A 20,906-nucleotide genomic window follows, 5' to 3' on the forward strand; every position below is an offset into this window, starting at 1 on the left:
ACCTCAAGGGTTTTCAACCTTTGTTCTTATAATATTGTATGATCAACGGAATTAACTGCTGGTTATACCCCTAGTCCCTATGACTGTTACGGCCACTTTGTCCCAATTAGCTGCTGTTCTCTCAGCTTCTCTCGTAAATATACCTTCATCCAGCCTTTCTCAAATTATTGTGGGTATTCAAACAGATACCAGGGTGTTGCAACCGGGTGAAGTTTTTCTAGCCCTAGGAGGTGAAAAATTTGATGGACACCAGTTTGTCGAAATGGCGATCGCCCGAGGTGCTATTGCTGCTATTGTAGATTATACTTACAATTATCATAATTTACCTGTAATAAAAGTATCAAATACTTTAAATGCATACCAGGAACTGGCTAAATGGTGGAGAGGTCAGTTTGGGATTCCTGTAATTGGAGTGACTGGGTCAGTGGGTAAAACCACAACCAAGGAGTTAATTGCGGCGGTATTGGGGACAACAGGAAAAGTTCACAAAACCCATGGAAATTTCAATAATGAAATTGGTGTTCCTAAAACCTTATTGGAATTATCTCAGGGGGATGATTTTGCTGTGATAGAAATGGCTATGCGAGGGAGAGGGCAAATTGCAGAACTAACCCATATCGCTAAACCGAATATAGGTGTAATTACTAATGTGGGAACAGCACATATTGAATTACTAGGTTCGGAACAGGCGATCGCTGAAGCTAAATGTGAGCTATTGGAGGAAATGTCTAATGATAGTGTGGCGGTTCTTAATTATGATAATCCCCTATTAATGGCTACTGCTAAGCAGGTGTGGTCGGGTGAAGTAATTACTTATGGATTTTCTGGAGGAGATATTCAAGGGAAGTTAGTGGATTATCAAAAGATAGAAGTAGGGGGAATGACTTTACCCTTACCCCTAGCTGGAGTTCATAATGGGAGTAATTTTTTAGCAGCACTAGCAGTGGCTAAAGTATTAGATGTGGATTGGAAACTGTTAGAAGCTGGAATAAACGTGACTATGCCACAAGGGCGATCGCAAAGTTGGAAGTTGCCCAGGGACATTATGATTTTAGATGAAACCTATAATGCTGCGCCAGAAGCAATGTTAGCAGCTTTAGAGCTATTAGCACAGACTCCTGGAAAGAGAAAAATTGCTGTTTTGGGTGCTATGAAAGAATTGGGAGAAAGATCCACTAAACTGCATCAACAAGTGGGGGAAACAGTAAAAAAATTGAACCTGGATGGTTTATTAGTTTTAGTCGATGGTCCAGATGCAGAAACAATTGTCACTAGTGCTCAGGGGATACCCTGCGAACGTTGTCATAACCATAGTGATTTGGTTTCCCTATTAAAAACCTATGTACAACCAGGCGATCGCCTATTATTTAAAGCTGCTCATTCGGTTGGATTAGAAAAAGTTGTTCAGCAATTCTGCGGGGAGATAAATTCTTAGTACTGGCCAGATTTATGAAAGCGGGTTGAAAAAATGACCATCGGAATTTGGATTTTAGGAGATCAACTCAGTTTTCACCACCCAGGTTTACAAGAGTTGACCATACAACGTCACCAGACCTCGATTATTCTCATCGAATCCATGGCCTACGCCCAGGAACGTCCCTACCACCGTCAAAAACTGGTGTTGGTATGGTCAGCAATGCGCCATTTTGCCCGGGAACTGGGCCAGCAGGGATGGCAAGTTACCTATGAGATAGCTCCTGAGTTCTCCAGTGCCCTGACTAACTGGCAACAAACCCATAGTATTACTGAACTATGGATCATGGAACCAAGCGATCGCCCTTTCATCCAATTTATCAATCAGCTGAACCTAACCTGTCCCATCCACTGGTTACCCAATAACCTATTCTTATGGAAAGAATCAGAATTTATCCAATGGGCCCAGGGACGCAAGCGATTACTTTTGGAAGACTTTTACCGGGAGGGGCGCAAGCGGTTTAATGTATTAATGGAAGAGGGTAAACCCGTTGGTGGGCAGTGGAACTTAGATAAACAGAATCGCAAACCACCAAAGAAGGGTCTCGCATCTCCCCCTGCTCTTTGGTTCCCTCCTGACCCTACCACCCAAGCGGTAATTACCCATGTGCGTAACCACTTTCCCCATGGTTATGGAGAGGTGGACACTTTTAGATGGGCAGTGACCCGATCCCAGGCCCGCAAGGTTTTATCCCACTTTCTGGAAACCCGCTTACCGAATTTTGGTCCTTACCAAGATGCTATGGTGACGGGTGAAGACACTCTATGGCATGCCCTCCTATCCCCCTATCTGAACCTGGGTTTACTGCACCCTATGGAAGTAATTCAAGCTGTCCAAGAAGAATACAACAGACACCAGCTAAATCTCAATAGTGTGGAGGGGTTCGTCCGGCAAATTTTGGGGTGGCGTGAGTACATGCGCGGAGTATATATCTACCAAAGCCAAACAGACCCTGACTATACTCAGCGTAACTGGTTTAACCACAATCAACCTCTACCTCATTGGTTTTGGACAGGAAAAACAGATTTAAACTGCCTACATCAGACCCTGGAGCAAATATACGATACTGGCTATGCCCATCACATCCAAAGGTTGATGATATTAAGCAATTTTAATCTAATCTTAGGAACTTCACCTCAGTATGTAGTGGACTGGTTTCACGCTGTTTTTATTGATGCCCATGATTGGGTTATGCAAACTAACGTCATAGGTATGGGTTTATTTGCTGATGGGGGATTATTAGCTTCCAAGCCATATGCTGCTTCAGCAAACTACATTAATAAAATGAGCAATTATTGTGTCGGGTGTGTCTACAATCCCAAAACCAGAACCGGTGAGGGCGCATGTCCCTTTAACTTCCTTTATTGGGATTTTTTAGCCCGTCACCGACAAAAACTCCAGTCCCAAGGGCGACTAAATTTAATCCTATCCCAGTTAGATCGAATTCCTCCTGAAGAATTAGCCATGATGCAAAACCAGTCCGATGCGTACAGATTAAATCATCTTGGTCTTCCTAATGTAGTAATATAGACAACTGCCTCATCAATAGGAATACCTAAAATATCATTAACCTGATTATCAAAAAAACCACCAACACCACTAACACCTAAATTAAGATGAATTGCTGCCAAATTTAGTCTTTGTCCTAGGTGACCTGCATCAAGATGTAAATAACGGTAAACCCGGTCTCCGTAATTATCCACTGCCTTTTTTAAATCAGCAGTATGAAATATGACAGCTGCTGCATCTCTACCCAATTCCTGTCCTAAACAGAGAAAGTGTAGCTCACTGCGAAAATTTTTGAAGCGAATTTGCCTTAATTCTTGAGCCTTTGGTGCATAATAATAGCAACCAGGTTCTAATCCGTCGACTCCAGAAACAGCGATAAATGTTTCAATTAAATTTAAATCGAAATAATCTGGATGACTATCCAAATTTTGGTCAAGATAATTTTGTGGTTGATAGGTAAAATCTAAGAGAAGTTTTAGTTCATCGAATTTTAGCTTTTCGCCACTGTAAGATCGGGTAGAACGTCTTTTATACATGGTTTCAGCTAGATCTCCCAAATTTTTACCCCAATTAATTGATGGACTGTGTGTGGAAAATTTATCACAAAAGGAAAAATTATATTTATCATCTAAATTGTTACCATTATTTTGATAATTGCTGATGGTAGTTTTACCTTCTGGGTTCTCAGGTTGGAAATCTGACTTAATCTGAGTATGTAAATGCAAATAATTTAATATTTCTCCGTCGGGAATGCGAGGATAATTCTTGATAGTCAAAGATGGAAGAGCGGTTTTCTGTGAAGAAAATTTTTTTGACTCCTTTAATAAATCTACTAGTCCTATGACCACTGTTGCTGCTTCTTGGTGGGAATCAACATACAATAAATTATTAACCGCTTCATCTACAAAACCCCCTATTAAATAGGGTCTATAATTCGTCATTGCCCCCGCCAATTCAATGTTACCTAAAAGATGTCCTGTATCCAAAAAAATACGCCGATAAGCCCTATCCTGGTAACGCCATGCGGAACGATAAAAAACAGCTGTAGTGATTATTGCTAGTTGGCTATTTTCTAAACTAGGATGGCAAAAACAAGCAGCTTGCAAATTCTCCCAAACATCGCTGTCCCAAAATTGTTTTAGGGAATGTGTCCGACATTGATAGTTATAAAGTCCTGCGGGTAGTAAGGGTAATCCACGGGAAACGACATATAATTCTGCAGGATACAATCCTCCCGCACTTGGTGCGGAACGTAGGTATACTGTACTACCCATAGAAGGGATTTTTGCTGTTAGCCCATAACTACAAAATAACAATTCTGACAGTCTCCACCACCATTGCTCTGAAGAATTGTTGCTAAAATCCTCTAGTTTCTTGTTCAGATAGTACTTTAATTCAAAGTCAGATCCTATTTTGTACTCTTTGAAGGGGACTGGTTGTTTATTCCAATCTAAATATTGGCTTTTTTGTCGTAAGCTCTCCGGATCATATTTTGTCTGTTCGTGGTAGTATTCGGCAATAGATGGTTGTATTTGTGTCATTGTTGTCGGTTATCCCTAGAAAATTTCAGATTCCAGTTTTTTATCCTCCTGCTGTGTAAATTATAGGGCAATTTTAGCGCCAATCCGCTTGAATGAGGTTTCGTTGAGCGCGACTAAATATCAAACCTATTTCATGGACATATTTTCCCGGTTCCCCACGGTATTTTTCAGCATAGTTTTGCTGGAGGATTTGGTCAAGTGCTGGATTTCCCTGGACTTCATTCCCCTCTACCACCTTAATTTCCATCACATAGATGTGTCCCCCCACCATAACAGTTAAGTCTGACTGACCATGATTAGTGATATCTTCTGGAATAACTCGAGCATCCAAGGAACTAAGGAAGGCGTAAATTACGGAAGCATAATATCCTTCAAAATCCGCTAGGTCGTTGTTAGTGAAATTCCGCCAAGGAATGGAGGCAAATAATCGCTTGATGGTGCTGACTAAGCTTTCTACATCTCCAGAACGCAGTTGGGTATGTATCAGTCTTTGTATACCTAACTTTTCGTTTACTAAGTTAGCATAGGCGTTGATAAACTGGTTGTTGAGGGCAATTTTCACCTCCATATTGGGTATGCCCAAGCAAAACACCATCTGGTTGATATCTGTAAATGTGTCTTTAATGGTCAGATAACCAGACTGAAACAGGAGGGTCACTGGATTAATCTGCTCCACATCAAAGGAATCAAGTATTTCCTCCGTTACCTGAATTCCCTCCAAATTGGGTAAGAAATACCGCTCTTTCTGGAACAGTTTGAGTAGAAAGCTGGGACTACCCGTTTCAAACCAGTAGTTACGGAAAACTTGGCCTTTTCCAATAAACAGCAAGATGTCATAGGGATTATAAACAGTCTCCGACCCTGTCCAATTATAACCATTATACCAATTGCGCACTTGGTCAAAATCTACCCCCTCAAGGTGGTCACCGAAGGACTCTTGGAGGTCGGTTTCAGTATAACCACAGATGGATGAGTATTGGGTATCAATGGTAATGTCCGTTAGTTGATTAATCCCACTAAATAAGCTGACCTTAGAAAACTTAGTGACTCCAGTCATAAACACGAACTGGAGGTTGGCATCTTGACCCTTTAGCACTGAGTAAAGGTTTTTCAGTCCCTCTCGCATTTCAGCGGCGATATTTGGATTGTCTATATTATCGAGAATTGGTTTGTCGTATTCATCTACCAGTACTACTGCTCTAGTACCATATTTAGCCACTGCTTCCCCAATCAGGGTTCCAAATTTCCCTGGTATATCATTTGACTCGTAGGAGACTCCCAGACGCTCCGCGTTTTTCCGCAAAAGGTCTAATATACGTCTATCCAACTCTTCCCGGTTTTTTAATACCCCATCCGCAAAATCAATCTTAATTACGGGAAACTTACGACTCCAGTCCCATTTGTCATGAATATAGAGCCCCTCAAACAATTTTTCATTCCCGTCGAATATCTCCTTCAGGGTATCCACAAATAGACTTTTACCAAAGCGTCTTGGTCGCGACAGAAAAAATCTTCCCGCAATCCTGATAAGATGGTAAGCTAGTTTTGTTTTATCTACATAGACACAATTGTTTTCACGCAACACGCTCAGGGTATTGATCCCCAAGGGCAAATTTTGTAAATTCATAACACCCCATTGTTGCAAAGTCAAAATTCAGTGCCAGTCCGCTTGTATAAGGTTCCTTTGGCTGCGACTAAATATCAAACCAATTTCATGGACAGATTTTCCCGGTTCCCCACGATATTTTTCAGCATAGTTTCGCTGGAGGATTTGGTCAAGTGCTGGATTTCCCTGGACTTCATTCCCCTCTACCACCTTGATTTCCACCACATAGATGTGTCCCCCCACCATAACAGTTAAGTCTGACTGACCATGATTAGTGATATCTTCTGGAATAACTCGAGCATCCAAGGAACTAAGGAAGGCGTAAATTACGGAAGCATAATATCCTTCAAAATCCGCTAGGTCGTTATTAGTGAAATTCCGCCAAGGAATGGAGGCAAATAATCGCTTGATGGTGCTGACTAAGCCTTCCACATCTCCAGAACGCAGTTGGGTATGTATCAGTCTTTGTATACCTAACTTTTCGTTGACTAAGTTAGCATAGGCGTTGATAAACTGGTTGTTGAGGGCAATTTTCACCTCCATGTTAGGTATGCCCAAGCAAAACACCATCTGGTTGATATCTGTAAATGTGTCTTTAATGGTCAGATAACCAGACTGAAACAGGAGGGTCACTGGATTAATCTGCTCCACATCAAAGGAATCAAGTATTTCCTCCGTTACCTGAATTCCCTCCAAATTGGGTAAGAAATACCGCTCTTTCTGGAACAGTTTGAGTAGAAAGCTGGGACTACCCGTTTCAAACCAGTAGTTACGGAAAACTTGGCCTTTTCCAATAAACAGCAAGATGTCACAGGGATTATAAACAGTCTCCGACCCTGTCCAATTATAACCATTATACCAATTGCGCACTTGGTCAAAATCTACCCCCTCAAGGTGGTCACCGAAGGACTCTTGGAGGTCGGTTTCAGTATAACCACAGATGGATGAGTATTGGGTATCAATGGTAATGTCCGTTAGTTGATTAATCCCACTAAATAAGCTGACCTTAGAAAACTTAGTGACTCCAGTCATAAACACGAACTGGAGGTTGGCATCTTGACCCTTTAGCACTGAGTAAAGGTTTTTCAGTCCCTCTCGCATTTCAGCGGCGATATTTGGATTGTCTATATTATCGAGAATTGGTTTGTCGTATTCATCTACCAGTACTACTGCTCTAGTACCATATTTAGCCACTGCTTCCCCAATCAGGGTTCCAAATTTCCCTGGTATATCATTTGACTCGTAGGAGACTCCCAGGCGCTCCGCGTTCTTCCGCAAAAGGTCTAATATACGTCTATCCAACTCTTCCCGGTTTTTTAATACCCCATCCGCAAAATCAATCTTAATTACGGGAAACTTACGACTCCAGTCCCATTTGTCATGAATATAGAGCCCCTCAAACAATTTTTCATTCCCCTCGAATATCTCCTTCAGGGTATCCACAAATAGACTTTTACCAAAGCGTCTTGGTCGCGACAGAAAGAATGCTCCAGGTTGTTTAATCAATTTTAGTACGAAACACGTTTTGTCCACATATACACAATTACTGCCACGCAGTTTGTCTAGCGTGTTTATCCCTAACGGCAAGTTTTTCAGCTCTACTTCTTGGCTCATGGGTGATGATTAATCCAATACATTAGGCTCTTATCAAAGCAGGTCAATTCTTTACCTAACTAGACTTATTGCCAGTCCGCTTGTATGAGGTTCCGTTGGGTGCGGCTAAATATCAAACCAATTTCATGGATAGATTTTCCTGGTTCTCCACGGTACTTTTCAGCATAGTTTCGCTGAAGGATTTGGTCAAGTGCTGGATTTCCCTGGACTTCATTCCCCTCTACCACCTTGATTTCCATCACATAGATGTGTCCCCCCACCATAACAGTTAAGTCCGACTGACCATGATTGGTGATATCTTCTGGAATAACTCGAGCATCCAAGGAACTAAGGAAGGCGTAAATTACGGAAGCATAATATCCTTCAAAATCCGCTAGGTCGTTATTAGTGAAATTCCGCCAAGGAATGGAGGCAAATAATCGCTTGATGGTGCTGACTAAGCCTTCCACATCTCCAGAACGCAGTTGGGTATGTATCAGTCTTTGTATACCTAACTTTTCGTTGACTAAGTTAGCATAGGCGTTGATAAACTGGTTGTTGAGGGCAATTTTCACCTCCATGTTAGGTATGCCCAAGCAAAACACCATCTGGTTGATATCTGTAAATGTGTCTTTAATGGTCAAATAACCAGACTGAAACAGGAGGGTCACTGGATTAATTTGCTCCACATCGAAGGAATCGAGTATCTCCTCGGTTACCTGGATTCCCTCCAAATTAGGTAGGAAATAGTGCTCCTTCTGGAACAGCTTGAGCAGAAAGCTGGGACTACCCGTTTCAAACCAGTAGTTACGGAAAACTTGGCCTTTTCCAATAAACAGCAAGATGTCATAGGGATTATAAACAGTCTCCGACCCTGTCCAATTATAACCATTATACCAATTGCGCACTTGGTCAAAATCTACCCCCTCAAGGTGGTCACCGAAGGACTCTTGCAGGTCGGTTTCAGTATAACCACAGATGGATGAGTATTGGGTATCAATGGTGATGTCTGTTAGTTGATTGACTCCACTAAATAGGCTGACCTTGGAGAACTTAGTGACTCCGGTCATAAATACGAACTGGAGGTTGGCATCTTGACTCTTCAACACTGAGTAAAGGTTTTTCAGTCCCTCTCGCATTTCAGCGGCGATATTTGGGTTATCTATATTATCGAGAATCGGTTTGTCGTATTCATCTACCAGCACCACCACCCTTTCACCGAACTGCTCCCTTGCACCTGTGATGATTTCTCCGAAAATCCCGCTGATACTCTTCCTTTTCGAGCCAACCCCCAGGCGATCGCCATTAGTCCAGAGAACATCCCGAATCTTGTCATCTAACTCTTCTCGGTTTTTTAATACCCCATCAGCAAAATCAATCTTAATTACGGGAAACTTACGACTCCAGTCCCATTTGTCATGAATATAGAGCCCCTCAAACAATTTTTCATTCCCCTCGAATATCTCCTTCAGGGTATCCACAAATAGACTTTTACCAAAGCGTCTTGGTCGCGACAGAAAGAATGCTCCAGGTTGTTTAATCAATTTTAGTACGAAACACGTTTTGTCCACATATACACAATTACTGCCACGCAGTTTGTCTAGCGTGTTTATCCCTAACGGCAAGTTTTTCAGCTCTACTTCTTGGCTCATGGGTGATGATTAATCCAATACATTAGGCTCTTATCAAAGCAGGTCAATTCTTTACCTAACTAGACTTATTGCCAGTCCGCTTGTATGAGGTTCCGTTGGGTGCGGCTAAATATCAAACCAATTTCATGGATAGATTTTCCTGGTTCTCCACGGTACTTTTCAGCATAGTTTCGCTGAAGGATTTGGTCAAGTGCTGGATTTCCCTGGACTTCATTCCCCTCTACCACCTTGATTTCCATCACATAGATGTGTCCCCCCACCATAACAGTTAAGTCCGACTGACCATGATTGGTGATATCTTCTGGAATAACTCGAGCATCCAAGGAACTAAGGAAGGCGTAAATTACGGAAGCATAATATCCTTCAAAATCCGCTAGATCGTTATTAGTGAAATTCCGCCAAGGAATGGAGGCAAATAATCGCTTGATGGTGCTGAATAAGCCTTCTACATCTCCAGAACGCAGTTGGGTATGTATCAGTCTTTGTATACCTAACTTTTCGTTTACTAAGTTAGCATAGGCATTGATAAACTGGTTGTTGAGAGCAATCTTCACCTCCATGTTAGGTATGCCCAAGCAAAACACCATCTGGTTGATATCTGTAAATGTGTCTTTAATGGTCAGATAACCAGACTGAAACAGGAGGGTCACTGGATTAATTTGCTCCACATCGAAGGAATCGAGTATCTCCTCGGTTACCTGGATTCCCTCCAAATTAGGTAGGAAATAGTGCTCCTTCTGGAACAGCTTGAGCAGAAAGCTGGGACTACCCGTTTCAAACCAGTAGTTACGGAAAACTTGGCCTTTTCCAATAAACAGCAAGATGTCATAGGGATTATAAACAGTCTCCGACCCTGTCCAATTATAACCATTATACCAATTGCGCACTTGGTCAAAATCTACCCCCTCAAGGTGGTCACCGAAGGACTCTTGCAGGTCGGTTTCAGTATAACCACAGATGGATGAGTATTGGGTATCAATGGTGATGTCTGTTAGTTGATTGACTCCACTAAATAGGCTGACCTTGGAGAACTTAGTGACTCCGGTCATAAATACGAACTGGAGGTTGGCATCTTGACTCTTCAACACTGAGTAAAGGTTTTTCAGTCCCTCTCGCATTTCAGCGGCGATATTTGGGTTATCTATATTATCGAGAATCGGTTTGTCGTATTCATCTACCAGCACCACCACCCTTTCACCGAACTGCTCCCTTGCACCTGTGATGATTTCTCCGAAAATCCCGCTGATACTCTTCCTTTTCGAGCCAACCCCCAGGCGATCGCCATTAGTCCAGAGAACATCCCGAATCTTGTCATCCAACTCTTCTCGGTTTTTTAATACCCCATCAGCAAAATCAATCTTAATTACGGGAAACTTACGACTCCAGTCCCATTTGTCATGAATATAGAGCCCCTCAAACAATTTTTCATTCCCCTCGAATATCTCCTTCAGGGTATCCACAAATAGGCTTTTGCCAAAGCGTCTTGGTCGCGACAGAAAGAATCTTCCCGCAATCCTAATAAGATGGTAAGCCAACTTTGTTTTATCTACATAGACACAATTGTTTTCACGCAACACGCTCAGGGTATTGATCCCCAAGGGCAAATTTTGTAAATTCATAACACCCCACTGTTGCAAGATCAAAGTTCAGTGCCAGTCCGCTTGTATAAGGTTCCGTTGGGTGCGGCTAAATATCAAACCAATTTCATGGATAGATTTTCCTGGTTCCCCACGGTACTTTTCAGCATAGTTTCGCTGAAGGATTTGGTCAAGTGCTGAATTTCCTGCAACTTGATTCCCTTCTACCACCTTGATTTCCATCACATAGACGTGTCCCCCCACCATAACAGTTAAGTCTGATTGACCATGATTGGTGATATCTTCTGGAATAACTCGAGCATCCAAGGAACTGAGAAAGGCGTAGATTACCGAGGCATAATATCCTTCAAAATCCGCTAGGTCATTATTAGTGAAATTCCGCCAAGGAATGGAGGCAAATAATCGCTTGATGGTGCTGACTAAGCCTTCCACATCTCCAGAACGCAGTTGGTTATGTATCAGTCTTTGTATACCTAACTTTTCGTTTACTAAGTTGGCATAGGCGTTGATAAACTGGTTGTTGAGAGCAATCTTCACCTCCATATTGGGTATGCCCAAGCAAAACACCATCTGGTTGATATCTGTAAATGTGTCTTTAATGGTCAAATAACCAGACTGAAACAGGAGGGTCACTGGATTAATTTGCTCCACATCGAAGGAATCGAGTATCTCCTCGGTTACCTGGATTCCCTCCAAATTGGGTAGGAAATAGTGCTCCTTCTGGAACAGCTTGAGTAGAAAGCTGGGACTACCTGTCTCAAACCAGTAGTTACGAAATTTCATGCCTTCGCTAATGAAGAGGAGAATGTCGTAGGGGTTATAAACGGTCTCTGAACCTGTCCAATTATAACCATTGTACCAATGACGTACTACATCCCAATCTACTCCCTCAAGGTGGTCACCTAAGGACTCCCGCAGGTCCGTTTCAGTATAACCACAGATGGATGAGTAGGCTTCGCTAATAGTGATGTCCTTGAGTTGATTCACGCCACTAAATAGGCTGACCTTGGAAAACTTAGTGACTCCGGTCATAAATACGAACTGGAGGTTGGCATCTTGACTCTTCAACACTGAGTAAAGGTTTTTCAGTCCCTCTCGCATTTCAGCGGCGATATTTGGGTTATCTATATTATCGAGAATCGGTTTGTCGTATTCATCTACCAGCACCACTACCCTTTCACCGAACTGCTCCCTTGCACCTGTGATGATTTCTCCGAAAATCCCGCTGATACTCTTCCTTTTCGAGCTAACCCCCAGGCGATCGCCATTAGTCCAGAGAACATCCCGAATCTTGTCATCTAACTCTTCTCGGTTTTTTAATACCCCATCCGCAAAATCAATCTTAATTACGGGAAACTTACGACTCCAGTCCCATTTGTCATGAATATAGAGCCCCTCAAACAATTTTTCATTCCCCTCGAATATCTCCTTCAGGGTATCCACAAATAGACTTTTGCCAAAGCGTCTTGGTCGCGACAGAAAGAATCTTCCCGCAATCCTAATAAGATGGTAAGCCAACTTTGTTTTATCTACATAGACACAATTGTTTTCACGCAACACGCTCAGGGTATTGATCCCCAAGGGCAAATTTTGTAAATTCATAACACCCCACTGTTGCAAGATCAAAGTTCAGTGCCAGTCCGCTTGTATAAGGTTCCGTTGGGTGCGGCTAAATATCAAACCAATTTCATGGATAGATTTTCCTGGTTCCCCACGGTACTTTTCAGCATAGTTTCGCTGAAGGATTTGGTCAAGTGCTGAATTTCCTGCAACTTGATTCCCTTCTACCACCTTGATTTCCATCACATAGACGTGTCCCCCCACCATAACAGTTAAGTCTGATTGACCATGATTGGTGATATCTTCTGGAATAACTCGAGCATCCAAGGAACTGAGAAAGGCGTAGATTACCGAGGCATAATATCCTTCAAAATCCGCTAGGTCATTATTAGTGAAATTCCGCCAAGGAATGGAGGCAAATAATCGCTTGATGGTGCTAACTAAGCCTTCTACATCTCCAGAATCCAGTTGGGTATATATCAGCCTTTGTATACCTAACTTTTCGTTTACTAAGTTGGCATAGGCGTTGATAAACTGGTTGTTTAGGGCAATCTTCACCTCCATGTTAGGTATGCCCAAGCAAAACACCATCTGGTTGATATCTGTAAATGTGTCTTTAATGGTCAAATAACCAGACTGAAACAGGAGGGTCACTGGATTAATTTGCTCCACATCGAAGGAATCGAGTATCTCCTCGGTTACCTGGATTCCCTCCAAATTAGGTAGGAAATACTGCTCCTTCTGGAACAGCTTGAGCAGAAAGCTGGGACTACCTGTCTCAAACCAGTAGTTGCGAAATTTCATGCCTTCGCTAATGAAGAGGAGAATGTCGTAGGGGTTATAAACGGTCTCTGAACCTGTCCAATTATAACCATTGTACCAATGACGTACTGCATCCCAATCCACTCCCTCAAGGTGGTCACCTAAGGACTCCCGCAGGTCCGTTTCAGTATAACCACAGATGGATGAGTAGGCTTCGCTAATAGTGATGTCCTTGAGTTGATTTATACCACTAAATAGGCTGACCTTGGAGAACTTAGTGACTCCAGTCATAAAGACGAACTGGATGTTGGCATCTTGACCCTTCAACACTGAGTAAAGGTTTTTCAGTCCCTCTCGCATTTCAGCGGCGATATTTGGGTTATCTATATTATCGAGAATCGGTTTGTCGTATTCATCTACCAGTACTACTGCTCTAGTACCATATTTAGCCACTGCTTCCCCAATCAGGGTTCCAAATTTCCCTGGTATATCATTTGACTCGTAGGAGACTCCCAGACGCTCCGCGTTCTTCCGCAAAAGGTCTAATATACGTCTATCCAACTCTTCTCGGTTTTTTAATACCCCATCAGCAAAATCAATCTTAATTACGGGAAACTTACGACTCCAGTCCCATTTGTCATGAATATAGAGCCCCTCAAACAATTTTTCATTCCCCTCGAATATCTCCTTCAAGGTATCCACAAATAGACTTTTGCCAAAGCGTCTTGGTCGTGACAAAAAGAATCTTCCTGCAATCCTGATAAGATGGTAAGCCAACTTTGTTTTATCTACATAGACACAATTGTTTTCACGCAACACGCTCAGGGTATTAATCCCCAAAGGCAAATTTTGTAAATTCATAACACCCCATTGTTGCAAAATCAAAATTCAGTGCCAGTCCGCTTGTATAAGGTTCCGTTGAGTGCGGCTAAATATCAAACCTATTTCATGGACATATTTTCCTGGTTCCCCACGGTATTTTTCAGCATAGTTTCCTTGGAGGATTTGGTCAAGTGCTGGATTTCCCTGGACTTCATTCCCCTCTACCACCTTGATTTCCATCACATAGATATGGGCTCCAAGCATGGCGGTTATATCCGCTTGACCATAGTTGCTAATGTCCTCCGGGATAACTCGAGCATCTAAGGAACTCAAGAAGGCGTAAATCACAGAGGGATAATATCCTTCAAAATCCGCTAGGTCATTATTAGTGAAATTACGCCAGGGAATACCCGCAAATAATCTCTTAATCGCCATAATCATTGATTCCACATCCCCTCTATTCATAAACTCGTATAGAGAGTATTGAATCCCACTCTTTTCGTTCACAGTTTCCGTATAGGCGTTAATAAACTGGTCATTCAATGCCAGACGAACTTCCAAGTTGGGAATTTTCAGTGCAAACATGTAGCGTTGGCGACGGGTAAAGGTTCGTTCAATAGTCAAATACCCTGATTGAAACAACAAGGTAACTGGATTAATCTTTTCCACTTCAAAGCATTCCAATATCTCCTCTGTAACCTCCAAATGTTCCAGGTTGGGAAGGAAATAGCGATTGGTTTGAAACAACTTGACTAGGAATGTGGGACTACCCGTCTCAAACCAGTAGTTGCGAAATTTCATGCCTTCGCTAATGAAGAGCAGGATATCGTAGGGGTTATAAACAGTCTCTGAACCTGTCCAATTATAACCATTGTACCAATGGCGCAGTGCATCCCAATCCACTCCCTCAAGGTGGTTACCGAAGGACTCCCGCAGGTCGGTTTCAGTATAACCACAGATGGATGAGTAGGCTTCGCTAATAGTGATGTCCGTTAGTTGATTAATCCCACTAAATAGGCTGACCTTAGAGAACTTAGTGACTCCAGTCATAAACACGAACTGGAGGTTGGCATCTTGACTCTTCAACACTGAGTAAAGGTTTTTCAGTCCCTCCCGCATTTCAGCGGCGATATTTGGGTTATCTATATTATCGAGAATCGGTTTGTCGTATTCATCTACCAGCACCACTACCCTTTCACCAAACTGCTCCCTTGCACCAGCGATGATTTCTCCAAAGCGTCCTTGAATATCGTCCAGTTCGCAGTTAATCCTCAAGGATTTTGTGGTTTTCAACAGCACACCATTAATTTTTTTGTCCAACTCCTCCCGGTTTCTGAGCACACCACCAGCAAAATCAATCTTAATTACTGGGAATTTACGACTCCAGTCCCATTTGTCATGAATATAGAGCCCTTCAAACAATTTTTCATTCCCCTCGAATATCTCCTTCAGGGTATCCACAAATAGACTTTTGCCAAAGCGTCTTGGTCGCGACAGAAAAAATGCTCCAGGTTGTTTAATCAATTTTAATGCGAAACTCGTTTTGTCCACATAGACACAATTACTACCACGCATTTTATCTAGCGTGTTTATCCCTAACGGCAAGTTTTTTAAGTCTACTTCTTGGCTCATGTGTAATGATTCATCCAATAAATTAGTCTCTTATTAGAGCAGATCAATTATTAACTAGACTTATTGCCAATTCGCTTGTATAAGGTTCCTTTGGCTGCGGCTAAATATCAAACCTATTTCATGGACATATTTTCCCGGTTCCCCACGGTATTTTTCAGCATAGTTTCGCTGGAGGATTTGGTCAAGTGCTGGATTTCCCTGGACTTCATTCCCCTCTACCACCTTGATTTCCATCACATAGATGTGTCCCTCCACCATAACAGTTAAGTCCGACTGACCATGATTGGTGATATCTTCTGGGATAACTCGACCATCCAAGGAACTGAGAAAGGCGTAAATTACCGAGGCATAATATCCTTCAAAATCTGCTAGGTCGTTATTAGTGAAATTCCGCCAAGGAATGGAGGCAAATAATCGCTTGATGGTGCTGACTAAGCCTTCTACATCTCCAGAACGCAGTTGGGTATGTATCAGTCTTTGTATACCTAACTTTTCGTTGACTAAGTTAGCATAGGCGTTGATAAACTGGTTGTTGAGGGCAATCTTCACCTCCATATTGGGTATGCCCAAGCAAAACACCATTTGGTTGATATCTGTAAATGTGTCCTTAATGGTCAGATAACCAGACTGAAACAGGAGGGTCACTGGATTAATCTGCTCCACATCAAAGGAATCGAGTATCTCCTCGGTTACCTGGATTCCCTCCAAATTAGGTAGGAAATACTGCTCCTTCTGGAACAGTTTGAGTAAAAAGCTGGGACTACCCGTCTCAAACCAGTAGTTGCGAAATCTCATGCCTTCGCTAATGAAGAGCAGGATATCGTAGGGGTTATAAACAGTCTCTGAACTTGTCCAATTATAACCATTGTACCAATGGCGCAGCGCATCCCAATCCACTCCCTCAAGGTGGTTACCGAAGGACTCCCGCAGGTCGGTTTCAGTATAACCACAGATGGATGAGTAGGCTTCGCTAATAGTGATGTCCTTGAGTTGATTAATCCCACTAAATAGGCTGACCTTGGAGAACTTAGTGACTCCAGTCATAAACACGAACTGGAGGTTGGCATCTTGACTCTTCAACACTGAGTAAAGGTTTTTCAGTCCCTCTCGCATTTCAGCGGCGATATTTGGGTTATCTATATTATCGAGAATCGGTTTGTCGTATTCATCTACCAGCACCACTACCCTTTCACCAAACTGCTCCCTTGCACCAGCGATGATTTCTCCAAAGCGTCCTTGAATATCGTCCAGTTCGCAGTTAATCCTCAAGGATTTTGTGGTTTTCAACAGCACACCATTAATTTTTTTGTCCAACTCCTCCCGGTTTCTGAGCACACCACCAGCAAAATCAATCTTAATTACTGGGAATTTACGACTCCAGTCCCATTTGTCATGAATATAGAGCCCTTCAAACAATTTTTCATTCCCCTCGAATATCTCCTTCAGGGTATCCACAAATAGACTTTTGCCAAAGCGTCTTGGTCGCGACAGAAAAAATGCTCCAGGTTGTTTAATCAATTTTAATGCGAAACTCGTTTTGTCCACATAGACACAATTACTACCACGCATTTTATCTAGCGTGTTTATCCCTAACGGCAAGTTTTTTAAGTCTACTTCTTGGCTCATGTGTAATGATTCATCCAATAAATTAGTCTCTTATTAGAGCAGATCAATTATTAACTAGACTTATTGCCAATTCGCTTGTATAAGGTTCCTTTGGCTGCGGCTAAATATCAAACCTATTTCATGGACATATTTTCCCGGTTCCCCACGGTATTTTTCAGCATAGTTTCGCTGGAGGATTTGGTCAAGTGCTGGATTTCCCTGGACTTCATTCCCCTCTACCACCTTGATTTCCATCACATAGATGTGTCCCTCCACCATAACAGTTAAGTCCGACTGACCATGATTGGTGATATCTTCTGGGATAACTCGACCATCCAAGGAACTGAGAAAGGCGTAAATTACCGAGGCATAATATCCTTCAAAATCTGCTAGGTCGTTATTAGTGAAATTCCGCCAAGGAATGGAGGCAAATAATCGCTTGATGGTGCTGACTAAGCCTTCTACATCTCCAGAACGCAGTTGGGTATGTATCAGTCTTTGTATACCTAACTTTTCGTTGACTAAGTTAGCATAGGCGTTGATAAACTGGTTGTTGAGGGCAATCTTCACCTCCATATTGGGTATGCCCAAGCAAAACACCATTTGGTTGATATCTGTAAATGTGTCCTTAATGGTCAGATAACCAGACTGAAACAGGAGGGTCACTGGATTAATCTGCTCCACATCAAAGGAATCGAGTATCTCCTCGGTTACCTGGATTCCCTCCAAATTAGGTAGGAAATACTGCTCCTTCTGGAACAGCTTGAGCAGAAAGCTGGGACTACCCGTCTCAAACCAGTAGTTGCGAAATTTCATGCCTTCGCTAATGAAGAGGAGGATGTCATAGGGATTGTAAACGGTCTCTGAACCTGTCCAATTATAACCATTGTACCAATGACGTACTGCATCCCAATCCACTCCCTCAAGGTGGTCACCTAAGGACTCCCGCAGGTCCGTTTCAGTATAACCACAGATGGATGAGTAGGCTTCGCTAATAGTGATGTCCTTGAGTTGATTTATACCACTAAATAGGCTGACCTTGGAGAACTTAGTGACTCCAGTCATAAATACGAACTGGAGGTTGGCATCTTGACTCTTCAACACTGAGTAAAGGTTTTTCAGTCCCTCTCGCATTTCAGCGGCGATATTTGGGTTATCTATATTATCGAGAATTGGTTTGTCGTATTCATCTACCAGCACCACTACCCTTTCACCGAACTGCTCCCTTGCACCAGCGATGATTTCTCCAAAAATCCCGCTGATACTCTTCTTTTTCGAGCCAACCCCCAGGCGATCGCCATTAGTCCAGAGAACATCCCGAATCTTTTCATCTAACTCTTCTCGGTTTTTTAATACCCCATCCGCAAAATCAATCTTAATTACGGGAAACTTACGACTCCAGTCCCATTTGTCATGAATATAGAGCCCCTCAAACAATTTTTCATTCGCCTCGAATATCTCCTTCAGGGTATCCACAAATAGACTTTTACCAAAGCGTCTTGGTCGTGACAAAAAAAACGCACCAGGTTGTTTAATCAGTTTTAATGCCAAACGCGTCTTGTCCACATAGACACAGTCACTACCACGCAGTTTATCTAGCGTGTTTATCCCCAAAGGCAAGTTTTTTAGGTTTACTTCTTGGCTCATGTGTAATGATCACTGCAATTTCTTAGAAATGTAATAGAGCATGTTCATCTTGTACTCACCGCACCAGAATAGACTAATCCCCGCTGCATATCTAAAGTCAAAATTGTCCCATCTTTTATTACTTGGGTCGCTTGCTTGACACCCACTATTACCGGTACTCCTAATCTCAGTCCAATTACAGCAGCATGACTATTCAAACTCTCCTCCTCCGTAATAATACCACTAGCCTTACGGATTGCTTCCACACAATCTGCTCCGGTGCTGGATGCTACTAAAATGTCTCCTTGACTGAAATTGGTTGCGTCTATACCACTGCGCACAACTCTTGCACGACCACTAACAGAACCCTGCCCTAAACCAATTCCTTGGCCTAATATAGCTGTGACTACTTCCACTTTAATTAAGTCTGTAGACCCAGAAACTCCCTGCAATGTACCAGCAGTCATTACCACCAAATCCCCCTCACTCAAGAGGCTTTTTTCCTGGGCTACGTTAATGGCAGCTTGGAATGTTTGGCCAGTGGAAGGCAAGTCCAATACCAGTAAAGGTCTAACACCCCAAACCATTTGTAATTGTCTAGCCACGTTTACATGAGGTGTGATAGCTAAAATGGGCGTTTTGGGACGGTATTTAGAAACATTGCGCGCAGTTGCTCCCGTTTGGGTTAAGGTCATAATTGCTGCTGCACCTAAGTTCTCGGCAATCTGTCCCACAGCTTGACTAATAGCATTAGGAATAGAACGTTTATCATCTGTTCCTAAACGAGAACTGGTATTTATCTGTTCCTGTTCAATACGCTCTGCTATTCTGGCCATAGTAGCTACTGCTTCTACCGGATAGTTACCTACCGCCGTCTCATTGGAAAGCATTACCGCATCTGTACCATCTAAAATCGCGTTGGCAACGTCAGACACTTCAGCACGAGTTGGACGAGGATTGCTGACCATGCTATCTAACATTTGAGTAGCAGTGATAATGGGAATGCCCAAACGGTTAGCCGTGGCAATTAATCGCTTTTGCAGCACGGGAACATCTTCTGCAGGTAGTTCCACCCCTAAATCACCTCTAGCAACCATTACTCCATCACACAAGGAAAGAACTTCTTCCATTTGTTCGATGGCTTCGTGTTTCTCAATCTTGGCAACTACGGGCACATTCTTACCAGTGCTGGAAATTAATTCTTTGATTTCTATAATGTCTTGGGGATTACGCACAAAGGACAGAGCTACCCAATCCACTCCCTGATCTAAACCAAACATCAGATCCTCTCGATCCTTATCGGTCATGGCTTTAATAGACAAATACACTCCGGGAAAGTTGACCCCCTTGTTGTTAGAAAGTTTACCCGCAACTGTGACTCGACAATGTAAATCTCCTTTGTCACGGTTAATTTCTTCCACCACCATTTCTACTCGACCATCATCAAGGAGAATTTTTGACCCAATTGGCACTTCCTCTGCTAGATAATCATAGGTGACACAGCTAATTTCTTCATTCCCCACTACTGGACGATTTGTTAGAGTAAAGCGATCGCCTTTAGATAGCATGATAAAACCATTATCAAATTTACCTAGACGAATTTTAGGTCCTTGTAAATCTTGCAAGATTGCTACTGGTCTGTTTAGCTCAAAAGCGGTTTGTCTAATCAAACGTATACTGCGCTGATGATCAGCGTGGGTGCCATGGGAAAAATTTAATCTTAGAGTGGTTGCTCCAGCTTCAATAATAGCTTTTAGAATTTCTGGACTGCTGGTAGCAGGTCCGATGGTAGCAACGATTTTGGTGCGACGCAGAGAATCTCTTAATTGCGACATGTGGATTTTAGGATTGTTGGGATCTATCTGGGAAATAATGGTAAGTTAAGCAGCTAACTCTTTTAGTGATTACTATATCAATGTCAATGAA

At 42.5% G+C, this 20,906-nt stretch carries 13 protein-coding genes; 2 read left to right on the forward strand and 11 right to left on the reverse strand.

What is annotated here, in order from left to right:
- Positions 1–79 precede the first annotated feature (79 nt).
- Together IAR63_RS09780 and IAR63_RS09785 are read left to right on the forward strand one after the other, a co-directional pair.
- Positions 80–1,435, forward strand: a complete 1,356-nt coding sequence (locus IAR63_RS09780; protein WP_187705133.1) for a UDP-N-acetylmuramoyl-tripeptide--D-alanyl-D-alanine ligase — start codon at positions 80–82, stop codon at positions 1,433–1,435.
- A gap of 33 nt (positions 1,436–1,468) precedes the next feature.
- Positions 1,469–3,004 carry a cryptochrome/photolyase family protein gene (locus IAR63_RS09785; protein WP_187705134.1) on the forward strand — a complete coding sequence of 512 codons (1,536 nt, stop codon included), beginning with the start codon at positions 1,469–1,471 and terminating at the stop codon, positions 3,002–3,004.
- Here the strand turns inward: IAR63_RS09785 and IAR63_RS09790 are convergent.
- From IAR63_RS09790 to pyk, 11 genes are all read right to left on the reverse strand, one after another.
- Complete coding sequence (locus IAR63_RS09790; protein ID WP_187705135.1) at positions 2,974–4,524, reverse strand: SagB/ThcOx family dehydrogenase; 1,551 nt, start codon at positions 4,522–4,524, stop codon at positions 2,974–2,976. The genes IAR63_RS09785 and IAR63_RS09790 overlap by 31 nt on opposite strands.
- A 73-nt stretch (positions 4,525–4,597) precedes the next feature.
- Complete coding sequence (locus IAR63_RS09795; RefSeq protein ID WP_187705136.1) at positions 4,598–6,151, reverse strand: ATP-binding protein; 1,554 nt, start codon at positions 6,149–6,151, stop codon at positions 4,598–4,600.
- A gap of 27 nt (positions 6,152–6,178) precedes the next feature.
- Positions 6,179–7,744: an ATP-binding protein gene (locus IAR63_RS09800; RefSeq protein ID WP_187705137.1), complete on the reverse strand. Its 1,566-nt coding sequence runs from the start codon at positions 7,742–7,744 to the stop codon at positions 6,179–6,181.
- 65 nt (positions 7,745–7,809) lie between these two features.
- Entirely contained in the window at positions 7,810–9,375 is a 1,566-nt protein-coding gene (locus IAR63_RS09805; protein ID WP_187705138.1) for an ATP-binding protein, read from the reverse strand.
- 65 nt (positions 9,376–9,440) lie between these two features.
- Positions 9,441–10,994 (reverse strand): ATP-binding protein, encoded by a 1,554-nt coding sequence (locus IAR63_RS09810; RefSeq protein ID WP_187705139.1) that lies wholly within the window; start codon positions 10,992–10,994, stop codon positions 9,441–9,443.
- A 27-nt stretch (positions 10,995–11,021) separates the two neighbouring features.
- The gene (locus tag IAR63_RS09815) at positions 11,022–12,575 is read right to left on the reverse strand and encodes an ATP-binding protein (protein ID WP_187705140.1); all 1,554 of its coding nucleotides are present in this window, start codon (positions 12,573–12,575) and stop codon (positions 11,022–11,024) included.
- Positions 12,576–12,602: 27 nt separating this feature from the next.
- Positions 12,603–14,156: an ATP-binding protein gene (locus IAR63_RS09820; protein WP_187705141.1), complete on the reverse strand. Its 1,554-nt coding sequence runs from the start codon at positions 14,154–14,156 to the stop codon at positions 12,603–12,605.
- Between the two features lie 27 nt (positions 14,157–14,183).
- Positions 14,184–15,749, reverse strand: coding sequence for an ATP-binding protein (locus tag IAR63_RS09825; protein WP_187705142.1), 1,566 nt, complete (start codon positions 15,747–15,749; stop codon positions 14,184–14,186).
- A 60-nt stretch (positions 15,750–15,809) separates the two neighbouring features.
- Entirely contained in the window at positions 15,810–17,375 is a 1,566-nt protein-coding gene (locus tag IAR63_RS09830; protein WP_187705143.1) for an ATP-binding protein, read from the reverse strand.
- Between the two features lie 60 nt (positions 17,376–17,435).
- Entirely contained in the window at positions 17,436–19,001 is a 1,566-nt protein-coding gene (locus IAR63_RS09835) for an ATP-binding protein (protein WP_187705144.1), read from the reverse strand.
- A gap of 44 nt (positions 19,002–19,045) precedes the next feature.
- Positions 19,046–20,815, reverse strand: a complete 1,770-nt coding sequence (pyk, locus tag IAR63_RS09840) for a pyruvate kinase (protein ID WP_187705145.1) — start codon at positions 20,813–20,815, stop codon at positions 19,046–19,048.
- Between the last annotated feature and the right edge of the window lie 91 nt (positions 20,816–20,906).

The sequence above is a fragment of the Cylindrospermopsis curvispora GIHE-G1 genome, assembly GCF_014489415.1.
In the GTDB taxonomy this organism is placed as follows: Bacteria; Cyanobacteriota; Cyanobacteriia; order Cyanobacteriales; family Nostocaceae; genus Raphidiopsis; species Raphidiopsis curvispora_A.

What these genes read in the sequence shown, in the direction of transcription:
- IAR63_RS09800 (WP_187705137.1), bottom strand. Translation starts at nt 7,744, where the DNA reads ATGAGCCAAGAAGTAGAGCTGAAAAACTTGCCGTTAGGGATAAACACG.
- IAR63_RS09815 (WP_187705140.1), bottom strand. Translation starts at nt 12,575, where the DNA reads ATGAATTTACAAAATTTGCCCTTGGGGATCAATACCCTGAGCGTGTTG.
- pyk (WP_187705145.1), bottom strand. Translation starts at nt 20,815, where the DNA reads ATGTCGCAATTAAGAGATTCTCTGCGTCGCACCAAAATCGTTGCTACC.
- IAR63_RS09820 (WP_187705141.1), bottom strand. Translation starts at nt 14,156, where the DNA reads ATGAATTTACAAAATTTGCCTTTGGGGATTAATACCCTGAGCGTGTTG.
- IAR63_RS09805 (WP_187705138.1), bottom strand. Translation starts at nt 9,375, where the DNA reads ATGAGCCAAGAAGTAGAGCTGAAAAACTTGCCGTTAGGGATAAACACG.
- IAR63_RS09795 (WP_187705136.1), bottom strand. Translation starts at nt 6,151, where the DNA reads ATGAATTTACAAAATTTGCCCTTGGGGATCAATACCCTGAGCGTGTTG.
- IAR63_RS09780 (WP_187705133.1), top strand. Translation starts at nt 80, where the DNA reads ATGACTGTTACGGCCACTTTGTCCCAATTAGCTGCTGTTCTCTCAGCT.
- IAR63_RS09825 (WP_187705142.1), bottom strand. Translation starts at nt 15,749, where the DNA reads ATGAGCCAAGAAGTAGACTTAAAAAACTTGCCGTTAGGGATAAACACG.
- IAR63_RS09830 (WP_187705143.1), bottom strand. Translation starts at nt 17,375, where the DNA reads ATGAGCCAAGAAGTAGACTTAAAAAACTTGCCGTTAGGGATAAACACG.
- IAR63_RS09790 (WP_187705135.1), bottom strand. Translation starts at nt 4,524, where the DNA reads ATGACACAAATACAACCATCTATTGCCGAATACTACCACGAACAGACA.
- IAR63_RS09835 (WP_187705144.1), bottom strand. Translation starts at nt 19,001, where the DNA reads ATGAGCCAAGAAGTAAACCTAAAAAACTTGCCTTTGGGGATAAACACG.
- IAR63_RS09785 (WP_187705134.1), top strand. Translation starts at nt 1,469, where the DNA reads ATGACCATCGGAATTTGGATTTTAGGAGATCAACTCAGTTTTCACCAC.
- IAR63_RS09810 (WP_187705139.1), bottom strand. Translation starts at nt 10,994, where the DNA reads ATGAATTTACAAAATTTGCCCTTGGGGATCAATACCCTGAGCGTGTTG.